The sequence below is a fragment of the Pseudomonas sp. LG1E9 genome, from assembly GCF_003290225.1.
Classification (GTDB): domain Bacteria; phylum Pseudomonadota; class Gammaproteobacteria; order Pseudomonadales; family Pseudomonadaceae; genus Aquipseudomonas; species Aquipseudomonas cyclaminis.
Map to the genome: position 1 here is coordinate 1,043,851 of NZ_CP029983.1, position 21,639 is coordinate 1,065,489.

Below are 21,639 nucleotides of genomic sequence, written 5' to 3' on the forward strand. Positions count from 1 at the left end.
GTGACATTACCTGGCGGATTGTTTAGGATGACGCCCAATAGGTCAATACCTTGACGGAAAAGTAATTTTTCTGACGAGACAACAAAATATTGACGCCAAAGTTTTTTCCAAGAAATTAAGTACTCCAGCTACTGAATCGGCACCAGCGAAAGGGCCGGTCTCCTTGATGGATACCCCCTGAACGGTAATACACGGAGAGTCTTTTATGAGCAGCGTTGCGGTCGTCAAAAGCATTGTCGGTCAAGTGTTCGCGGTTTCCCCGGAAGGGATTCGTCGCCTGCTTGTAGAAGGGGATCGCCTGTTCGCGGGTGAGCAAGTCGATACCGGCGCATCGGGCGCTGTCTCGCTGGAACTGGCCGACGGCCGGATCATCGATTTGGGTCGCGACACTCAGTGGAGCGCAAACGCTCCTGATTCTGTCACCGACCTGAGCGCCGCCACTGCTCAAGCCGCACCGTCCGTTGCCGAACTGCAGCAAGCCATCGCTGCCGGCGCCGACCCGACCCAAGATCTCGAAGCCACCGCTGCCGGCCCGGCCGCCGCAGGCGCAGACGGTGCCGTGGGTGGCGGCCACAGCTTTGTCGTGCTGGAAGCCACCGCAGGCGTGGTTGACCCGACCATCGGCTACCCCACGACCGGCTTGAATGCCGGTGACGCCGTAGGCACTACCCAAACCGGCGCTGACAATAACGGCGTCGATCCGCGCAACGTCACCATCACCCTGACCGCCACGCCGAGCATCACCGAAGCCGGTGGCGTCGTGGTTTACACCGTATTCATCACCCAGGCACCGACCAGCGACCTGACCGTCACCTTGTCCAACGGCCTCTCCGTTGTGATCGCCGCTGGCCAGACCTCGGGCGTGCTGAACGTCACCTTCGCCGGCAATGACACGCCTTACCTGGACGCCTCGTCGATCTCCGCCACCATCGCCGGCACCTCTGGCGGCGGCAACCTGATCATCACCACCGACCCGGCGGCAGCGGTCACGCAGATCGCGGACACCATCGACACCACTACCGTCACCCTGACCGCGACTCCGTCGGTGAACGAAGGCGGCCAGATCGTCTACACCGCCACCGTGACCAACGCGGCGCAGACCGACGTTGTGATCAAGCTGTCCAACGACCTGAGCATCACCATCGAGGCCGGTAAAACCACCGGCACGGTCACAGCCGACACACCTGCCAACCTGGCAGATGGCAAGGACCTGGCCGTCAGCGTCACGATCACCGAGGCGACCGGCGGTAACTACGAAAACCTGGCAATCAATCCCGCGCCAGCCACTTCCACTGTGGTTGCTGTGGATGATCCAAGCGTTTTGGTCGCCGATACCAACACTATTGCCGAAGATGGCGTCGCTACCGGCAACGTGCTGAGCAACGACAGCGACATCGATAACGTGCTGACTGTCGCCACCTTCACAGTAGGCAACACGACCTACAACGCGGGCCAGACGGCTGACATCGAAGGTATCGGTTCCGTCACCATCGGGACTGATGGCGCGTACGTGTTCACCCCGGTCAAGGATTACAGCGGCGAAGTGCCGCAGATCGGTTACACCACCAATACCGGATCGAGCAGCACGCTGACGATCACCATCACGCCGGTCAACGATGCGCCGGTGATCGACGTGACGGGCACCACCCTGGTCGAAAACACCGCCGTCGCGGGCAGCGTGGCAGGCACGTTTGTTATCCGCGACGCTGAAACGCCGGCTGGCCAACTGACGGTCACGTTCACGGGCGACAACAACAAAGATGGCTACTACGCCATCGTCGACAACACCGTTGTACTGACGCAGAAGGGCGCTGACTTCGTCAACGCCGGCAATCAGCTGCCGCAGATCGACCTGACTGTTACCGACCCCGAAGGCCTAAACTCCAACGCAGCTGGCCAGCCGACCGTGACCCTGGTCAACGACGTGCCAGTGATTGAAATCACGGCTAACACCATTGTTGAAGAAACGGCGGCGGCGGGTACTGTTGCGGGCACTTTTGTTGCCACAGACGAAGAAACGCCGCGTGAAAACCTGACGATCAGCTTCACTGCTGGTACCAACGCTGACGGCTATTACAGCCTCTCCGGCAACAATGTCGTGCTGACCCAAAAAGGTGCTGATTTCGTCAATGCTGGTAATCAGTTGCCGAAGATCGACCTGACCGTCACCGACGCTGGTGGCCTCAGCTCCACCGGCGAAGGCCAGCCGACTGTGACCCTGGTTAACGACGTTCCGTTGATCGACATCACACCGACCACCATCGTCGAAAACACCGCCGAAGCAGGCACCGTCGCCGGTACCTTCAACGCGCGTGACGAAGAAACCCCACGCGAAAACCTGACGATCAGCTTCACCGCTGGTACCAACGCCGACGGCTACTACGCAATTTCTGGCAACAACGTTGTCCTGACCGCGAAAGGTGCAGAGTTCGTTAACGCGGGTAACCAACTGCCGAAGATCGATCTGACTGTCACTGACGCTGGTGGCCTCAGCTCCACCGGCGAAGGTCAGCCGACCGTAACGCTGGTCAACGACGTACCGTTGATTGATGTAACGCCGACCACCATCGTCGAAAACACCGCCGAAGCAGGTACCGTCGCCGGTACTTTCAACGCCCGTGACGAAGAAACCCCGCGCGAAAACCTGACCATTAGCTTCACCGCCGGCACCAACGCAGACGGCTACTACGCCATCTCCGGCAACAACGTTGTGCTGACCGCTAAAGGCGCCGAATTCGTAAACGCGGGTAATCAGCTGCCGAAAATCGATCTGACCGTCACCGACGCTGGTGGCCTCAGCTCCACCGGCGAAGGCCAGCCGACTGTGACCCTGGTTAACGACGTTCCGTTGATCGACATCACACCGACCACCATCGTCGAAAACACCGCCGAAGCAGGCACCGTCGCCGGTACTTTCAACGCCCGTGACGAAGAAACCCCACGCGAAAATCTGACTATTAGCTTCACAGCCGGCAGCAACGCAGACGGCTACTACGCTATTTCTGGCAACAACGTTGTCCTGACCGCGAAAGGTGCAGAGTTCGTCAACGCTGGCAACCAACTGCCGAAGATCGACCTGACTGTCACTGACGCTGGTGGCCTCAGCTCCACCGGCGAAGGCCAGCCGACTGTGACCCTGGTTAACGACGTTCCGTTGATCGACATCACACCGACCACCATCGTCGAAAACACCGCCGAAGCAGGCACCGTCGCCGGTACCTTCAACGCCCGTGACGAAGAAACCCCGCGTGAAAATCTGACGATCAGCTTCACCGCTGGCACCAACGCCGACGGCTACTACGCCATCTCCGGCAATAATGTGGTCCTGACTGCAAAAGGCGCCGAATTCGTCAACGCGGGTAACCAACTGCCGAAGATCGACCTGACTGTCACTGACGCCGGTGGCCTCAGCTCCACCGGCGAAGGCCAGCCGACTGTGACCCTGGTTAACGACGTTCCACTGATCGATATCACGCCGACCACTATCGTCGAAAACACCGCCGAAGCAGGCACCATCGCCGGTACCTTCAACGCCCGCGACGAAGAAACGCCGCGTGAAAACCTGACGATCAGCTTCACCGCTGGCACCAACGCAGACGGCTACTACGCCATCTCCGGCAATAACGTGGTCCTGACCGCTAAAGGCGCCGAATTCGTAAACGCGGGTAATCAGCTGCCGAAAATCGACCTGACTGTTACTGACGCTGGTGGCCTCAGCTCTACCGGCGAAGGCCAGCCGACTGTGACCCTGGTCAACGACGTTCCACTGATCGACATCACGCCGACCACCATCGTCGAAAACACCGCCGAAGCAGGCACCATCGCCGGTACCTTCAACGCACGTGACGAAGAAACGCCGCGTGAAAATCTGACCATCAGCTTCACCACCGGCACCAACGCCGACGGTTACTACGCCATCTCCGGCAATAACGTCGTCCTGACCGCCAAAGGCGCCGAATTCGTCAACGCTGGCAACCAACTGCCGAAGATCGACCTGACCGTCACCGACGCCGGTGGCCTCAGCTCTACCGGCGAAGGCCAGCCGACCGTAACCCTGGTCAACGACGTTCCACTGATCGACATCACGCCGACCACTATCGTTGAGAACACCGCCGAAGCAGGCACCATCGCCGGTACCTTCAACGCCCGCGACGAAGAAACGCCACGTGAAAATCTGACCATCAGCTTCACCGCCGGCACTAACGCCGACGGTTACTACGCCATCTCCGGCAACGACGTCGTCCTGACCGCCAAAGGCGCCGAATTCGTCAACGCGGGCAACCAACTGCCGAAGATCGACCTGACTGTCACTGACGCTGGTGGCCTCAGCTCCACCGGCGAAGGCCAGCCGACTGTGACCCTGGTTAACGACGTTCCGTTGATCGACATCACACCGACCACCATCGTCGAAAACACCGCCGAAGCAGGCACCGTCGCCGGTACCTTCAACGCCCGTGACGAAGAAACCCCACGCGAAAATCTGACGATCAGCTTCACCGCTGGTACCAACGCCGACGGCTACTACGCCATCTCTGGCAACAACGTCGTACTGACCGCCAAAGGCGCTGAATTCGTAAACGCGGGTAATCAGCTGCCGAAAATCGACCTGACTGTTACTGACGCTGGTGGCCTCAGCTCTACCGGCGAAGGGCAGCCAACCGTAACTCTGGTCAACGACGTTCCACTGATCGACATCACGCCGACCATCATCGTTGAGAACACCGCCGAAGCAGGCACCGTCGCCGGTACCTTCAACGCCCGTGACGAAGAAACCCCACGCGAAAATCTGACGATCAGCTTCACCGCTGGTACCAACGCCGACGGCTACTACGCCATCTCTGGCAACAACGTCGTACTGACCGCCAAAGGCGCTGAATTCGTCAACGCGGGTAACCAGCTGCCGAAGATCGACCTGACTGTCACCGACGCCGGTGGCCTCAGCTCTACCGGCGAAGGCCAGCCGACCGTAACCCTGGTCAACGACGTTCCACTGATCGACATCACGCCGACCACTATCGTTGAGAACACCGCCGAAGCAGGCACCATCGCCGGTACCTTCAACGCACGTGACGAAGAAACGCCGCGTGAAAACCTGACCATCAACTTCACCACCGGCACCAACGCTGACGGCTATTACAGCCTCTCCGGCAACAATGTCGTGTTGACCCAAAAAGGCGCCGATTTCGTCAACGCTGGCAACCAGCTGCCGAAGATCGACCTGACTGTCACCGACGCCGGTGGCCTCAGCTCCACCGGCGAAGGCCAGCCAACCGTAACCCTGGTCGATGACACCCCGACCGCCGTCGACGGCCGCATCGAGGGCAACGAAGACACCTCGATCGAGCTCACTTGGGCGACGTTCGGCGTCCAGGACGAGGATTCCACCAGCCCGGCAGTGGTGTTTACCAGCCTGCCGGCCGGTTCCATCGAATACAAAGTCGACGGCGAGTGGGTCAAGCTCACCACGGCCGATCTGAAAACCGACACCTCGGCGGGCAAGGCCTTCACTCAGGCTGACTTCGATGCCCACAACGTGCGTTACACCCCGGCAGACAACGAGTCGGGCGATAACAGCTTCGGCGGCACTGGCGTGGGTAACAAGCAAGGCGATTACACCGAGCTGAACTTCCAGGCGACTGACGGCAGCTCCTACAGCGACACTAAAACCATCACCGTGGATATCCACCCGGTGACGGATGTGCCGGTTTTGACCTTCGGTCAAGTGCCAACCGGTCTGACCATTCAAACCTGGACCGGCAGCAACCTGCCGGCTGAACTGGGCACCAACGGCCAAGGCGTTACCCAGTCGAGCACGCTGATCAATGTGATCAACGCCCAGACCGCTGACAGCGCAGCCTCCACTGGCGTGACCAGCAATGTGAGCAACGGCAACGTGGCCGAAGGCACCGCGACCAAAGTGTCGGGCCTTGTCTACCTGGAAGCCGGCAAGAGCTACACCTTCAGCGGTACTGCCGACGACAGTCTGGCAATCACCGTAGGCGGGAAGCTGGTTGCTTCCGAGACCTGGAGCCAGGGCAGCGGGATTGGCGGGTCGACCTACACGCCGACCGAGTCGGGTTACTACACCCTCGACGTCTACCACTACAACCAGAACGGCCCGGGCAACTACGACGTCAACGTATCGACCAACAACGGCCCGGCCGTGTCGTTGGGCAACAGCGGCCTGCAGACCTACACCAGTGTGGCCGCGCTTGAAGCCGCCGGCATGGTGCTCGGCGACAGCCACGTGGTGAACGGCGAAGGCTATTACACCGGTTCCGTCTACAACCACGGCCTGGAAGACACCGCGATCAAGATCGCGCCGATTACCGCCACGTTCGTCGACAACGACGGCTCGGAATCCCACAAGGTTGAAATCAGCGGCCTGCCGGAAGGCGCCGTGCTCACCGACGGCACCACTGGTCACAGCATCACCTCGACCGGCGCAAGCACGCTCTACGATGTGAGCACCTGGAACCTGAGCACCCTGACCGTTACCCCGTTCAAGGACTCGACTGCCAGTTTCGACCTGACCGTCAAAGCCACGGCCAAAGAGTTGAGCACCGGCGTTGAAGAAGTCACCAGCGGCAAGATCGGCATCGTAGTCACTGCGGTCAACGACGCGCCGGTGCTGGGCAACGGTTCGACCAACGCGTTCGGCGACACCTACATTGAAGGCAAGCCGGGCGGCTACGTTGCGGCAAACCTGACCATCGCCGACGTCGACAACAGCACCTTGCAAAGCGCCAAGGTCACGCTGGTCAACCACCTGACCGATGACGTGCTGATCGCGGATGTCAGTAACACCAAAATCACTGTCAGCTATGACAAGAACACCGGTGTGCTGAGCCTGTCCGGCGAAGCCACCAAGGCTGAGTACCAGGAAGTCCTGCGCTCGGTACACTTCGCCAGCGAGAGCGAAGACCCGAGCCCGGTCAATCGCAACCTGACCATCACCGTCAACGACGGTCAGGCGGACTCCGCGCCAGTGACCTCGGTGGTCTACGTGGTTCCGGTCAACGATGTGCCGGTAGTCAGCTTCGACAGCACCACCTTCACCGAGCAGACCGCAGGCGGCGCGCTGGTCAAGAACCTGTCCATCAGCGACGTCGACAACTCCACCTTCAGCAAAGTGGTGGTCACGGTTGATCACCTGGTGTCTGGTGATCTGCTCAGCAATGCCGATGTACTCAAGGCCCTGGCCGTTGCCGGTATCACCATCACCGAAACCGGCAGCGCCGCGGATGGCAAAGTCGTCTACACCCTGACCAGCAATTCGCCAGCCGGCAGCAGCGCGGCGGACTTCATCAAGCTGGTTGAAGCGATTACCTTCCAAGCCCCGGGCAACAATCCGGCTGGCACTGATCGCACCGTCACCATCGACGTCACCGACATCGGCGGCGGCAACCTTGACCGCGAGCCACCGGAAACCGGCAGCGCCACCGGCAAGGTCACCATCGACCTGTTCAACGATGCTCCGACCGCCTCGGCTGACCCAGCCAGTGCCAACGAAGACCACGCCGCAACCATCGTCCTGAGTGGCGCCGACGTGGATGGCTCCGTTGCCAGCTTCGTCATCACCACCTTGCCGACCAACGGCACGCTCTACAGCGACTCGACGCTCACCATCGCCCTGAAAGTCGGCGACTCGGTACCGGCAGGTGCCGACGGCAAGGCTTCGGTGTACTTCTCGCCGACCGGCGACTGGAGCGGCAGCACTTCGCTGACCTTCACCGCCGTCGACAATGCCGGCAAACCAAGCGGCGACACCACCGCGGCAATCACCATCGCGCCAGTCACCGACACCCCGCACCTGGGCCTGCTCGGCGGCGGCGTGGTGAGCGCGATCAACTTCGACAGCGCCCCGATCAACGGCGCCTGGGGCACGGTCGCGGTTGGCGATGCCAATAACGCAGCCGGCACGGGCACCAATCCGAACACCCAATGGCTGACCGGCAACGCCGACGGCAAAGTGGAAATCGGCCAAGGCAGCGTCTACGGCGTAGAGACCCCAGGCAACAGCCCGGTCATCGAGCTGGAGAAAAACGCCGGCGATGACGCCAGCCTGTACACCATCATCAAGGCTGAAAGCGGCACTGCTTACACCATCTCGGTCGACTACTCGCCGCGTGCGGGCGCCGAGAACAACTCGGTGATCGACGTGTTCTGGGGCGGCGTCAAAGTCGGCACCCTGGACGCCACCGTCGTGGGCATGAAGACCTACACCTTCACCGTGCCCGTCACCGCTGACGGCGACGCCAAACTCGAATTCAAGGCCCCGGCCGGCGACACCAACAACTCGCTTGGCGGCGTGCTGGACAACATCAGCGTTACCCAAGTGCTGAATACCGGCCTGGAAGATCACGCGATCAAGTTGTCCGCGATTGATGCTTATGCCACTGACACAGATGGTTCCGAGACCCTCAAGCTGGAAATCAGCGGCATTCCGCAAGGCGCGACCATTTCCGATGGCACGCCGGGCCACAGCTTCACGGCCACGGCTGACGTGCAAAGCATCGATATCAGCAGCTGGAACAAGGCCACACTGGTCTACAACCCGGTGCCAAACGCCAACGGCCTGGTGAACCTCACCGTTACCGCCACTGCGCAAGATGGTGATGCGACGCCGAAGTCCGAGTCGATTACGCTGCCGATCAATGTGATTGCGGTCAACGACCTGCCAGTGATTGAAGTCGTCGCGAACGACCTGGTGGAAAAACAGGTCGGCGAAGGCACCGTCGCCGGTACCTTTACCGTGAGCGACGTCGAGACCCCGATTGCCGATCTGAAAGTCACCTTCACCGGCGACACCAACAAAAACGGCTACTACACCCTCGTGGGCAACGCCGTGGTGTTGACCCTGGCGGGCGCGAACTTCGTCAACGCGGGTAACAAACTGCCGGCCATTGACCTGACCGTCACCGACGCCGACAAGGGCAGCTCCCACGATGCGGCTACGCCGGGTGTGACGCTGGTCAACGATGTGCCGCTGATTGATATCACGCCGACCACTATTGTCGAGAACACTGCCGAAGCGGGCACCGTCGCCGGTACCTTCAACGCACGTGATGAAGAGACACCGCGTGATGGTCTGACTGTTAGCTTCACTGCTGGTACTAACGCAGACGGCTTCTACGCCATCTCGGGCAACAACGTTGTGCTGACGGCTAAAGGTGCTGACTTCGTCAACGCGGGTAACGCGCTACCGAAGATCGACTTGACCGTCACCGACGCTGGTGGTCTCAGCTCTACTGGCGAAGGCCAGCCGACCGTAACTTTGGTCAACGACGTTCCGGTGATTGATGTAACGCCGACCACTATCGTGGAAAACACCGCCGAAGCTGGCACCATCGCCGGTACTTTCAACGCACGTGATGAAGAGACACCGCGTGAAGGTCTGACCGTTAGCTTCACTGCTGGTACTAACGCAGACGGTTACTACGCTATTTCTGGCAACAACGTTGTGCTGACGGCTAAAGGTGCTGACTTCGTCAACGCGGGTAACCCGCTGCCGAAGATCGACTTGACCGTCACCGACGCTGGTGGCCTCAGCTCTACTGGCGAAGGCCAGCCGACCGTAACTTTGGTCAACGACGTTCCGGTGATTGATGTAACGCCGACCACTATCGTGGAAAACACCGCCGAAGCTGGCACCATCGCCGGTACTTTCAACGCACGTGATGAAGAGACACCGCGTGAAGGTCTGACCGTTAGCTTCACTGCTGGTACTAACGCAGACGGTTACTACGCTATTTCTGGCAACAACGTTGTCCTGACCGCGAAAGGTGCCGAATTCGTCAACGCGGGTAACCCGCTGCCGAAAATCGACCTGACTGTCACCGACGCTGGTGGCCTCAGCTCTACCGGCGAAGGCCAGCCGACTGTGACCTTGGTTAACGACGTTCCGCTGATTGACGTTACGCCGGCCACTATCGTTGAGAACGCTGCTGAAGCGGGCACCGTCGCCGGTACCTTCAATGCGCGTGACGAGGAAACTCCGCGTGATGGTCTGACTGTTAGCTTCACTGCTGGCACCAACGCAGACGGCTACTACGCTATTTCTGGCAACAACGTTGTCCTGACAGCCAAAGGCGCCGAATTCGTCAACGCCGGCAACCAGCTGCCGAAGATCGACCTGACCGTTACCGACGCCGGTGGCCTCGGCTCTACCGGCGAAGGCCAGCCGACCGTAACTTTGGTCAACGACGTTCCGGTGATTGACGTTACGCCGACCACCATCGTTGAGAACGCTGCCGAAGCGGGCACCGTCGCCGGTACCTTCAATGCGCGTGACGAGGAAACTCCGCGTGATGGTCTGACTGTTAGCTTCACTGCTGGCACCAACGCAGACGGCTACTACGCTATTTCTGGCAACAACGTTGTCCTGACAGCCAAAGGCGCCGAATTCGTCAACGCCGGCAACCAGCTGCCGAAGATCGACCTGACCGTTACCGACGCCGGTGGCCTCGGCTCTACCGGCGAAGGCCAGCCGACCGTAACTTTGGTCAACGACGTTCCGGTGATTGACGTTACGCCGACCACCATCGTTGAGAACGCTGCCGAAGCGGGCACCGTCGCCGGTACCTTCAATGCGCGTGACGAGGAAACTCCGCGTGATGGTCTGACTGTTAGCTTCACTGCTGGCACCAACGCAGACGGCTACTACGCTATTTCTGGCAACAACGTTGTCCTGACAGCCAAAGGCGCCGAATTCGTCAACGCCGGCAACCAGCTGCCGAAGATCGACCTGACCGTTACCGACGCCGGTGGCCTCGGCTCTACCGGCGAAGGCCAGCCGACCGTAACTTTGGTCAACGACGTTCCGGTGATTGACGTTACGCCGACCACCATCGTTGAGAACGCTGCCGAAGCGGGCACCGTTGCCGGTACCTTCGTTGCCAAAGACGAAGAGACCCCACGTGATGGTCTGACCGTGAGCTTCACCGCTGGCACCAACGCCGACGGCTACTACGCCATCTCCGGCAACAACGTTGTGCTGACCGCGAAAGGCGCCGAATTCGTCAACGCGGGTAACCCGCTGCCGAAAATCGACCTGACCGTCACCGACGCCGGTGGTCTCAGCTCTACTGGCGAAGGCCAGCCGACTGTGACTCTGGTCAACGACGTTCCAGAAATTGCTGTTACGCCGACCACCATCGTTGAGAACACTGCTGAAGCAGGCACCGTTGCCGGTACCTTCGTTGCCAAAGACGAAGAGACCCCACGTGATGGTCTGACCGTGAGCTTCACCGCTGGCACCAACGCAGACGGCTACTACGCCATCTCGGGCAACAACGTGGTCCTGACTGCCAAAGGTGCTGAATTCGTCAACGCGGGTAACCCGCTGCCGAAGATCGACCTGACCGTCACCGACGCTGGTGGTCTCAGCTCTACTGGCGAAGGTCAGCCGACCGTAACGCTGGTTAACGACGTTCCGCTGATCGACGTCACGCCGACCACTATCGTTGAGAACGCTGCTGAAGCTGGCACCGTCGCCGGTACCTTCAACGCCCGTGACGAAGAAACTCCGCGTGAAGGTCTGACTGTTAGCTTCACGGCAGGCACCAACGCAGACGGCTACTACGCCATCTCGGGCAACAACGTGGTCCTGACTGCCAAAGGTGCTGAATTCGTCAACGCGGGTAACCCGCTGCCGAAGATCGACCTGACCGTCACCGACGCTGGTGGTCTCAGCTCTACTGGCGAAGGTCAGCCAACCGTAACGCTGGTCAACGACGTTCCGGTGATTGATGTAACACCGACCACTATCGTTGAGAACGCTGCTGAAGCAGGCACCGTCGCCGGTACCTTCAATGCACGTGACGAAGAAACTCCTCGCGATGGTCTGACTGTTAGCTTCACCGCAGGCACCAACGCAGACGGCTACTACGCTATTTCTGGCAACAACGTGGTCCTGACCGCGAAAGGTGCCGAATTCGTCAACGCGGGTAACGCGCTGCCGAAGATCGACCTGACCGTCACCGACGCCGGTGGTCTCAGCTCTACTGGCGAAGGTCAGCCGACCGTAACGCTGGTTAACGACGTTCCGCTGATCGACGTCACGCCGACCACTATCGTTGAGAACGCTGCTGAAGCTGGCACCGTCGCCGGTACCTTCAACGCCCGTGACGAAGAAACTCCGCGTGAAGGTCTGACTGTTAGCTTCACGGCAGGCACCAACGCAGACGGCTACTACGCCATCTCGGGCAACAACGTGGTCCTGACTGCCAAAGGTGCTGAATTCGTCAACGCGGGTAACCCGCTGCCGAAGATCGACCTGACCGTCACCGACGCTGGTGGTCTCAGCTCTACTGGCGAAGGTCAGCCAACCGTAACGCTGGTCAACGACGTTCCGGTGATTGATGTAACACCGACCACTATCGTTGAGAACGCTGCTGAAGCGGGCACCGTTGCCGGTACCTTCAACGCGCGTGACGAAGAAACTCCGCGCGATGGTTTGACTGTTAGCTTCACTGCCGGCACCAACGCAGACGGCTACTACGCCATCTCGGGCAACAACGTGGTCCTGACCGCCAAAGGTGCTGAATTCGTCAACGCGGGTAACGCGCTGCCGAAGATCGACTTGACCGTCACCGACGCTGGTGGCCTCAGCTCTACTGGCGAAGGCCAGCCGACCGTAACGCTGGTTAACGACGTTCCGCTGATTGACGTTACGCCGACCACTATCGTTGAGAACGCTGCTGAAGCTGGCACCGTTGCTGGCACGTTCAACGCACGTGACGAAGAAACTCCGCGTGATGGTCTGACCGTGAGCTTCACTGCTGGTACTAACGCAGCCGGCTACTACGCCATCTCCGGCAACAACATTGTCCTGACGGCTAAAGGTGCTGACTTCGTCAACGCGGGTAACCCGCTGCCGAAGATCGACCTGACTGTTACTGACGCTGGTGGCCTCAGCTCCACCGGTGAAGGTCAGCCGACTGTGACCTTGGTTAACGACGTACCGTTGATCGACATCACGCCGACCACCATTGTCGAGAACGCCGCTGAAGCGGGCACTGTTGCGGGCACGTTCAACGCACGTGACGAAGAAACTCCTCGCGATGGTTTGACTGTTAGCTTCACTGCCGGCACCAACGTAGACGGCTACTACGCTATCTCGGGCAACAACGTTGTCCTGACGGCCAAAGGCGCCGAATTCGTCAACGCGGGTAACCCGTTGCCGAAGATCGACCTGACCGTCACCGACGCCGGTGGCCTCAGCTCTACCGGCGAAGGTCAGCCTACCGTGACCCTGGTCAACGACGTTCCGGTGATTGATGTAACACCGACCACCATCGTTGAGAACGCTGCTGAAGCTGGCACCGTTGCTGGCACGTTCAACGCACGTGACGAAGAAACTCCGCGTGATGGTCTGACCGTGAGCTTCACTGCTGGTACTAACGCAGACGGCTACTACGCCATCTCGGGCAACAACGTTGTGCTGACCGCGAAAGGCGCCGAATTCGTCAACGCGGGTAACCCGCTGCCGAAGATCGACCTGACTGTTACTGACGCTGGTGGCCTCAGTTCCACTGGCGAAGGCCAGCCGACTGTGACCTTGGTTAACGACGTACCGTTGATCGACATCACGCCGACCACCATCGTTGAGAACGCTGCTGAAGCAGGCACCGTTGCCGGTACTTTCAACGCACGTGATGAAGAGACACCGCGTGATGGTCTGAGCGTTACCTTCACTGCCGGTACTAACACCGACGGCTACTATGCCATCTCCGGCAACAACGTTGTGCTGACGGCCAAAGGCGCCGAATTCGTCAACGCGGGTAACGCGCTGCCGAAGATCGACTTGACCGTCACCGACGCTGGAGGCCTCAGCTCTACTGGCGAAGGCCAGCCGACCGTAACGCTGGTCAACGACGTTCCCGAAATTGCTGTTACGCCGGCCACCATCGTTGAGAACACTGCTGAAGCAGGCACCGTTGCCGGCACTTTCGTTGCTAAAGACGAAGAGACCCCACGCGATGGTCTGACTGTTAGCTTCACTGCTGGCACCAACGCAGACGGCTACTACGCCATCTCGGGCAACAACGTTGTACTGACGGCCAAAGGTGCCGAATTCGTCAACGCGGGTAACGCGCTGCCGAAGATCGACCTGACTGTTACCGACGCTGGTGGCCTCAGCTCTACTGGCGAAGGTCAGCCGACTGTGACCTTGGTCAACGATGTACCGGTGATTGAAGTTACTCCGACCACGATCGAAGAAAACTCTGCCTCAGTCGGCACCGTCGCCGGTACCTTCACGGCCACCGACGAAGAAACTCCGCGTGATGGCCTGACCATCACCTTCACGGGCACCAGCAACGCCAATGGCTACTACAGCATCTCCGGCAACAACGTTGTGCTGACCCAAAAGGGCGCTGATTTCGTTAACGCCGGCAACCAGTTGCCGAAGATTGACCTGACTGTTACCGATCCATCGGGCGCCAACTCCAGCAACAGCGGCCAACCGACCGTCAACCTGCACAACGATGTGCCGGTGATCACGGTTGCAGCTAACACCCTGGAAGAGAACTCGGCTGCTGCGGGCACCGTCGCTGGTACCTTCACCGCGACCGACGAAGAAACCCCACGTTCGGGCCTGACGATCACCTTCACCGGCACCAGCAACGTTGATGGCTACTACAGCATCTCCGGCAACAACGTTGTGCTGACCCAAAAGGGCGCTGATTTCGTTAACGCCGGCAACCAGTTGCCGAAGATTGACCTGACTGTTACCGATCCATCGGGCGCGAACTCCAGCAACAGCGGCCAACCGACCGTCAACCTACATAACGACGTGCCGGTGATCACGGTTGCTGCTAACACCCTGGAAGAGAACTCGGCTGCTGCGGGCACCGTCGCTGGTACCTTCACCGCGACCGACGAAGAAACCCCACGTTCGGGCCTGACGATCACCTTCACCGGCACCAGCAACGCCGATGGCTACTACAGCATCTCCGGCAACAACGTTGTGCTGACCCAAAAGGGCGCTGACTTCGTTAACGCCGGCAACCAGTTGCCGAAGATCGATCTGACCGTTACCGATCCATCAGGCGCGAACTCCAGCAACAGCGGCCAACCGACCGTCAATCTACATAACGACGTGCCGGTCATCACGGTTGCTGCTAACACCCTGGAAGAGAACTCTGCGACTGCGGGCACCGTCGCCGGTACCTTCGTTGCTAAAGACGAAGAAACCCCACGTTCGGGCCTGACGGTCACCTTCACCGGCACCAGCAACGCGGATGGCTACTACAGCATCTCCGGCAACAACGTTGTGCTGACCCAGAAAGGTGCTGATTTCGTTAACGCGGGCAATCAACTGCCGAAGATCGACCTGACCGTCACCGATCCTGATGGCGCGCACTCCAACAACAGTGGCCAACCGACCGTCAACTTGCATAACGACGTGCCAGTGATTGCAATCACGCCTGCCACAATTGTTGAGGACACCGCCAAAGTCGGCACTGTGGCCGGTACCTTCACGGCAAGCGACGAAGAAACCCCGGCCGCCCAACTGAAGATCACCTTCACCGGCACAAGCAACGCCGATGGCTACTACAGCTTGTCCGGCAATAGCGTTGTGCTGACGCAGAAGGGCGCGGACTACGTCAACTCCGGTCATCAATTGCCGAAGATTGACCTGACCGTCACCGACGCTGACGGCGCTTACTCACACAGCATTGGCCAGCCGACCGTGACGTTGGTCGACGACACCCCTATCGCCAACAATGGCTACATCCAAGGCAACGAAGACACTTCGATCGAATTGATCTGGGCGAACTTCGGCGTCAGCGATGAAGACTCCGCAAACCCTAAAGTGGTGTTCACCAACCTGCCGGCCGGTTCGATCGAGTACAACGTCAACGGCGTGTGGGTTGCGCTGACCGCGTCTGACCTGAAAACCGCCACCTCGGCCGGCAAGTCGTTCAGCCAGGCTGATTTCGACAGTCACAACGTGCGTTACACCCCGGCGGCCAACGAGTCGGGCGATAACAGCTTCAGCGGCACAGGCGTGGGCAACAAGCAGAGCGATTACACCCAGCTGAAATTCCAGGCTACCGACGGTAATTCCTACAGCGACACCAAGATCATCACCGTGGATATCCACCCGGTGGCGGACGTGCCTGTCGTGGCGGTTGGCGCGTTCGGCGCTGTGCCGACAGGCCTGGTGATCCAGACCTGGACCGGCGGCACCCTGCGCAATGATTTGGGGACCAACGGTAACGGTGTGGCCAATTCCAGCGATCTGATCCGTGTGATCGACGCCAAGACAGCCGCCAGTGCGGCTTCCACCGGTGTGACCAACAACGTCAGCAACAGCAATGTGGTCGATGGCACCGCGACCAAGGTCTCCGGCCTGATCTACCTGGAAGCCGGCAAGAGCTACACCTTCACCGGTACGGCCGACGACAGCCTGGCCATTACCGTGGGCGGCAAGTTGGTTGCCACCGAGACCTGGAGCAAGGGCAGCGCGATTAGCGGGTCGAGCTACACGCCGACCGAGTCGGGTTACTACACCCTCGACATCTACCACTACAACCAGGCCGGCGGGGGCAACTACGACGTCAACGTGTCGATTAACAACGGCGTGTCGATGTCCCTGGGCAACAGCGGCCTGCAGACCTACACCAGCGTGGAAGCGTTGAAAGCCGCAGGTGCAGTGCTCGGCGATAGCCACGTGGTCAATGGCGAAGGCTATTACACCGGCTACGTCTACAACCGTGGCCTGGAAGACACCGCGATCAAGGTCAGCCCGATTACCACCACGTTTGTCGACAACGATGGCTCGGAGTCGCACAAGGTGCAAATCAGCGGCTTGCCTGCCGGTACGGTGATCACCGATGGCACCACGAGCATCACCTCCAATGGCAGCGGCACGCTCTACGATGTCAGCACCTGGAACCTGAAGACTCTGACAGTTACGCCGGCCAAGGATTCGACCGCCAGCTTCGACATCATCGTGAAAGCCACGGCCACCGAGTTGAGCACCGGAGCTTCGGCGGTGACGACCGGCAAAGTTAGCATCGTGATCACGGCGGTCAACGACGCCCCAACCCTGGACCTGAGCACTGCCGACGGTTCGGTCGCTACTGGCTTCAGCACCTCGTACACCGAACGTAGCACCAGCGGTGTTGCGATTACCGGCAGCGTGGCCATCGCTGACGTCGACAGCACCCAAATGCAAAGCGCCACCATCACCCTGAAAAACGCCAGTTCGGGCGATGTACTGAGCTCCAACCTGGTAGCCGTCGGGGGTACGTACAAAGGCATCACCGTGACCAGCGTCGGGACTGACGTCAGCGGCAAGATCGTGCTGACCCTGTCGGGCACGGCGGACGCGGCGACTTACAAGACGCTGCTTGAGTCGTTCCAGTACTCCAGCACCAGCAAGTACCCGACGCTGGGCGATCGCACCATTGATGTCTCGGTGACTGACAATGAGGGTGGCAACAGCCTGAGTTCGTTGGCGGCAACGACCACCATCACGGTCAAGCCTCAGGTCTACAGCCCTGTCACGGAAGGCGGCGCGGCAGCGGATACCATTGACCTGGGCTCCAGCTCGACCCACAACATCGTGGTAAGCGACAAGGGCGGTATCACCACGCCGGGCACCAACTACAACATCGCGTTTATCGTCGACACTTCGGGCAGTATCGGCTCCAGCGCGATGACGTCGATCAAGTCCCAGTTGTCGACCATCTTCGATACCTTGATCGCCAACGCCAAGTTGACCGGTTCGGGTGTGGTGAAAGTGTTGCTGGTGGACTTCGATACCAAGGTCGAATCGCAAGTGTCGGTCAACCTGGCTGACCAGGCGGCTGCCAAGGATGCGTTGCAGGCTGTGTTGAACAACATGAGCTCCAACTCGACTGACGTGACCAACTACCAGGACGCCTTCAACACCGCGACGGCCTGGTTCAAGAGCTCTGAAGCGACCAGCAACGCCAGTGCGAAAAACCTGACGTATTTCATTACCGACGGTGCGCCGAACGTCTACAACTACACATACAGCGACATCACTCTTGGCGCGACCAGCCGCTACGGTGACACGGTTTACTTCGACAGTAAGGTCAACAGCAAAACCTACACCCTGGGCCAGTCCGCTGCGGTCACCGCAACGGTCTACGGCAAGACCCAGGTCATTGTCGACAGCGACGGCAAGGTCTACTCGTACAGCTCGTCCGGCACCAAGACCTTTGAAGGTTATGTCGTGTCCGACGGCCGTGGCGGTTTCGACGTGGCGGGGGCTGTCGGCAACAGCAGCTACTACTACGACTATCCGTTGGAAGCGGCCAAGGCCGCTTATGCTGCGCTGACCACTGCGGTCAAGGGCGGGGTTGAGGTGCAGGCCATCGGTCTTGGCAGCGACATTGATAGCACCGTGCTCAAACAGTTTGATACCGACAAGACGGTCTCCACCATCGACACCGCCAAGCTGGCGGATACCATCACCGGCCACACTGCCGATACCGGTGCCGACAACGTTTCCGGCGGTTCGGGCAACGACATCATCTTCGGCGACCTGATCAGCTACAAAGGCCAGGAAGGCAGCGCGGCGCTCAAGGCATTCGCTGCCGAGAAGCTGGCGACCACCGTCGATCAGATCGACGACCGCACCCTGCATCAGTACATCACTGAGCATGTGCAGGACGTCGGTGCCCTGGCCAACGCGTCGAACATCTACGGCACCAGCGATGGTGGCGACAACCTGATCGGCAACGCCGGCGATGACATCCTGTTCGGCCAGGGCGGTAACGACACGCTCTCCGGCGGTGCAGGCAATGACATCCTGGTGGGTGGCAAGGGTAACGACATCCTCACCGGCGGCGCGGGTGCCGATACCTTTGTGTGGCTCAAAGGCGACACCAACACCAGCGGTGGCTTTGATCGCATCACTGACTTCAAGCACGGCGAAGGCGACAAGCTGGACCTGTCCGACTTGCTGCAAGGCAATAACGACACCAACCTGTCGAGCTACCTGAGGTTGACCACCGACTCGGCGGGCAACTCGACGCTGAGCGTGAGCAGCACCGGGTCGTTTACCGGCACCAACGGCGGCACGGCAGATGTGACGATCAAGGTGGACGGCGCGAGCTGGGGCAGTGGCGCCGCTGCGATCAATAGCCTGATCGCCGGTGGCGACTTGACCGTCAAACACCACGACTGATCACCAGCGGGGCGTCAATCTTTCGGGATTGGTGCCCCTTTGGCATGCGCTTTGGGGAAATGTGTGTAATCTCTGTGGGAGCCGTGTGCGGCGCCTGCAGGGATTTTTTATTGGGAGAGGGCTGATGTTCTACGTGCAACGCGATCAATACAACGCTTTGGTGCGTGTCGAGGCGCAGGCCTTCGCAGAAGCCACTGAGACGCTACCGGCTGACCATCATGAGATCCAGGCGTGGTTTGCCGACGATGAGATTGAGAACAGCCTAAAGCAGCTCAAGAGCAGTGACCTTGAGATGATCCGCGTACTGGACGACTTGATCCAGGTGCTGATCACCAAGAACGTGATGAGCATCACCGACTTGCCGCCGGCGGCGCAGACCAAGTTCCTGGAGCGTACCCAAGCCCGGGCGGCGCTGGGTGGCTTGAGCGAGCTGATCAATGACGAAGAAACCGGCCTGATCTGACGCGCACCTCCTTCACGGCGTGAGCGTCAAGGAGGCGTGATTATTCTGAGCTTCACTTCCAGGGCGCCGGTTCACCGACCAGTTGGCCTTGCACCCCTTCAATCCCCATCTCGCGGATCACCCGCAACTCTCCCTCGGTTTCCACGCGCTCGGCAATCAACGGCAGGTCAATGCTGTGGGCTGCACGCTGGATGGCTTCGATAAAGAAGCGTTTGTGGCTTTCCTGATCAATATCGCGGATGTAACTGCCGTCGATCTTGAGGTAGGCCAGGCCCAGGTGCGCGAGGTTGCCGATCATGCTGAAGCGCCCGCCGAAGCGTTGCAGGCCAAGGCTGTAGCCGAGGCCGCGCATGCGCCGGATCAAACGCTCCAGCTGCGTCTGTTCGGGTACTTGTTCTTCACCGATTTCCAGGGTCAGGCGTTCGCCCAACAGCGGGTGTTGGGCCAGGCGTTCGAACATGTGCTCCAGGGCTTGCGGGTCGTTCAGGGTGGCTGCCGACAGGTTCAGCGCGACCGATTGGTTGTGCTGGCCCAAGTGGGCGATCACCAGATCGAGCATTACCTGGTCGAGGCGCGCGGTCCAGCCGAAGCGCTCCAGCCATGGCAGGAAATGCCCGGCGGCAATGGTCTGGTCCTGGCTGTCGAGCAGGCGCGACAGCACTTTGTAATGCAGGACCTGGCGGATATCGTTGCTGCTCACCACCGGCTGGAAGAACAGGCGGAAACGACCCTGGCTCAGGGCGGTGTCGAGCAGGGTGTGCCAGCTGTGCGGGTCGTCACTGACGGTGTCGAGGGTTTGATGGGTCAGGCACACCCAGCTTTGCAGGCTGTTGGCTTCGGCCTGCGTGAGCGCCTGGTCAGCCAGCATCAGCAGGTCTGCCGAGGCGTCGCCGGGGTTGTAAGGGGCCAGGCCGATGTAGGCCACGGTGGGCATGTCGGTGGCGCCGGTTTCGTGCAGGCTCTGCAAGGTGGCTTCCAGTTCCTGGGCCAACTGCACGGCCTCGTCACGCACCAGGCCCGGCGCGAGCACGGCAAACTCGCCACCTCGGCTGCGCGTGATCAGGTTGTGGGTTTCCGGGTATTTGGCGCAGGTGCGCACCAGTTGCTGGCTGACGGCTTGCAGCAACTGATCGGTGCGCTGCCCGCCCAGACGCTGATTGAGGCCACCCAGGTCGTTGACCCGCAGCATCAGCAGGTAGCCTGAGCTGGACTCTTCCAGGTTGCTGACCCGCGATTGCAGCTGCATCTCGAAGTAGCGACGGTTGGCCAGCCCGGTCAGGCTGTCCTGGTAGGACTCCACCCGTAGCTTCTCGCTGCGCTCGGTCTGCTCGTGGAACAGCGCCTTGAGCTTCTCCACCATCTGGTTCATGGCCTGCACCACGCGGCGCAGTTCCGGGGTGCGGGGCAGGTCGGGCAAGCTGAGGAACTCTCGACGCGCGATAGCGTGGGACTGCTCCACCATATAGTCCAAAGGCCTGAGCTGACGACGCAGCAACAGCGCGCCCAGTACCGCACTCACCGCGCCACAGACCAGCAGCCAAACCAGGCTGCCCAGCGCGCTTTGCCAGAGTTTGGCCAGGGCAAACATCGGGTGACTGACCACTTCGACCCGCGCTGCCTGCTGCCAGCCACGGCTGACGATGGCATCGCCGCCGGCCGGCGCGAGGCCGATCATCTTGACGAACCAGGCCGGCACGCTGCTGGCATCCGGCTCGGCGGCACGTTCCACCAGCACCTGGTCATTGCTCAGGTCCACCACGCGAATGCTCGCGTAGTAGCCGCTGTCGAAGATCGAGCTGACCATCAGTTCGGTCATTGCCGGGTCATCGATGTTCGGCGTCAACGACAGGGCCAGCGCTGTGGCCGCGTCCTGCGCGTGGGAGCGCAACTGGTTGACGTACTGGGTACGCGAACTTTCCAGGCTGACGAAGAAGCTACCGCTGAACGCGACCACCAGGAACACGCAGATAGCGATCAGCAATTGTTTGAACAGTGACATCGTAGC

3 protein-coding genes are annotated in these 21,639 nt (G+C 60.2%); 2 read left to right on the top strand and 1 reads right to left on the bottom strand.

All coding sequences use genetic code 11. The annotated features are described in order from the left end of the window. Window positions 1-205 precede the first annotated feature (205 nt). Both DNK50_RS05070 and DNK50_RS05075 read left to right on the top strand, forming a co-directional pair. On the top strand, window positions 206-19,171 hold the full coding sequence (locus DNK50_RS05070; RefSeq protein ID WP_112193007.1) for a retention module-containing protein: 18,966 nt from the start codon (window positions 206-208) through the stop codon (window positions 19,169-19,171). A gap of 124 nt (window positions 19,172-19,295) precedes the next feature. After that, on the top strand, window positions 19,296-19,634 hold the full coding sequence (locus tag DNK50_RS05075) for a tryptophan synthase subunit beta (protein ID WP_099583887.1): 339 nt from the start codon (window positions 19,296-19,298) through the stop codon (window positions 19,632-19,634). A gap of 52 nt (window positions 19,635-19,686) precedes the next feature. On the opposite strand, the gene lapD is transcribed toward DNK50_RS05075, so the two are convergent. Next, entirely contained in the window at window positions 19,687-21,633 is a 1,947-nt protein-coding gene (lapD, locus tag DNK50_RS05080; RefSeq protein WP_112193008.1) for a cyclic di-GMP receptor LapD, read from the bottom strand. Between the last annotated feature and the right edge of the window lie 6 nt (window positions 21,634-21,639).

What these genes read in the sequence shown, in the direction of transcription:
- DNK50_RS05070 (WP_112193007.1), top strand. Translation starts at nt 206, where the DNA reads ATGAGCAGCGTTGCGGTCGTCAAAAGCATTGTCGGTCAAGTGTTCGCG.
- DNK50_RS05075 (WP_099583887.1), top strand. Translation starts at nt 19,296, where the DNA reads ATGTTCTACGTGCAACGCGATCAATACAACGCTTTGGTGCGTGTCGAG.
- lapD (WP_112193008.1), bottom strand. Translation starts at nt 21,633, where the DNA reads ATGTCACTGTTCAAACAATTGCTGATCGCTATCTGCGTGTTCCTGGTG.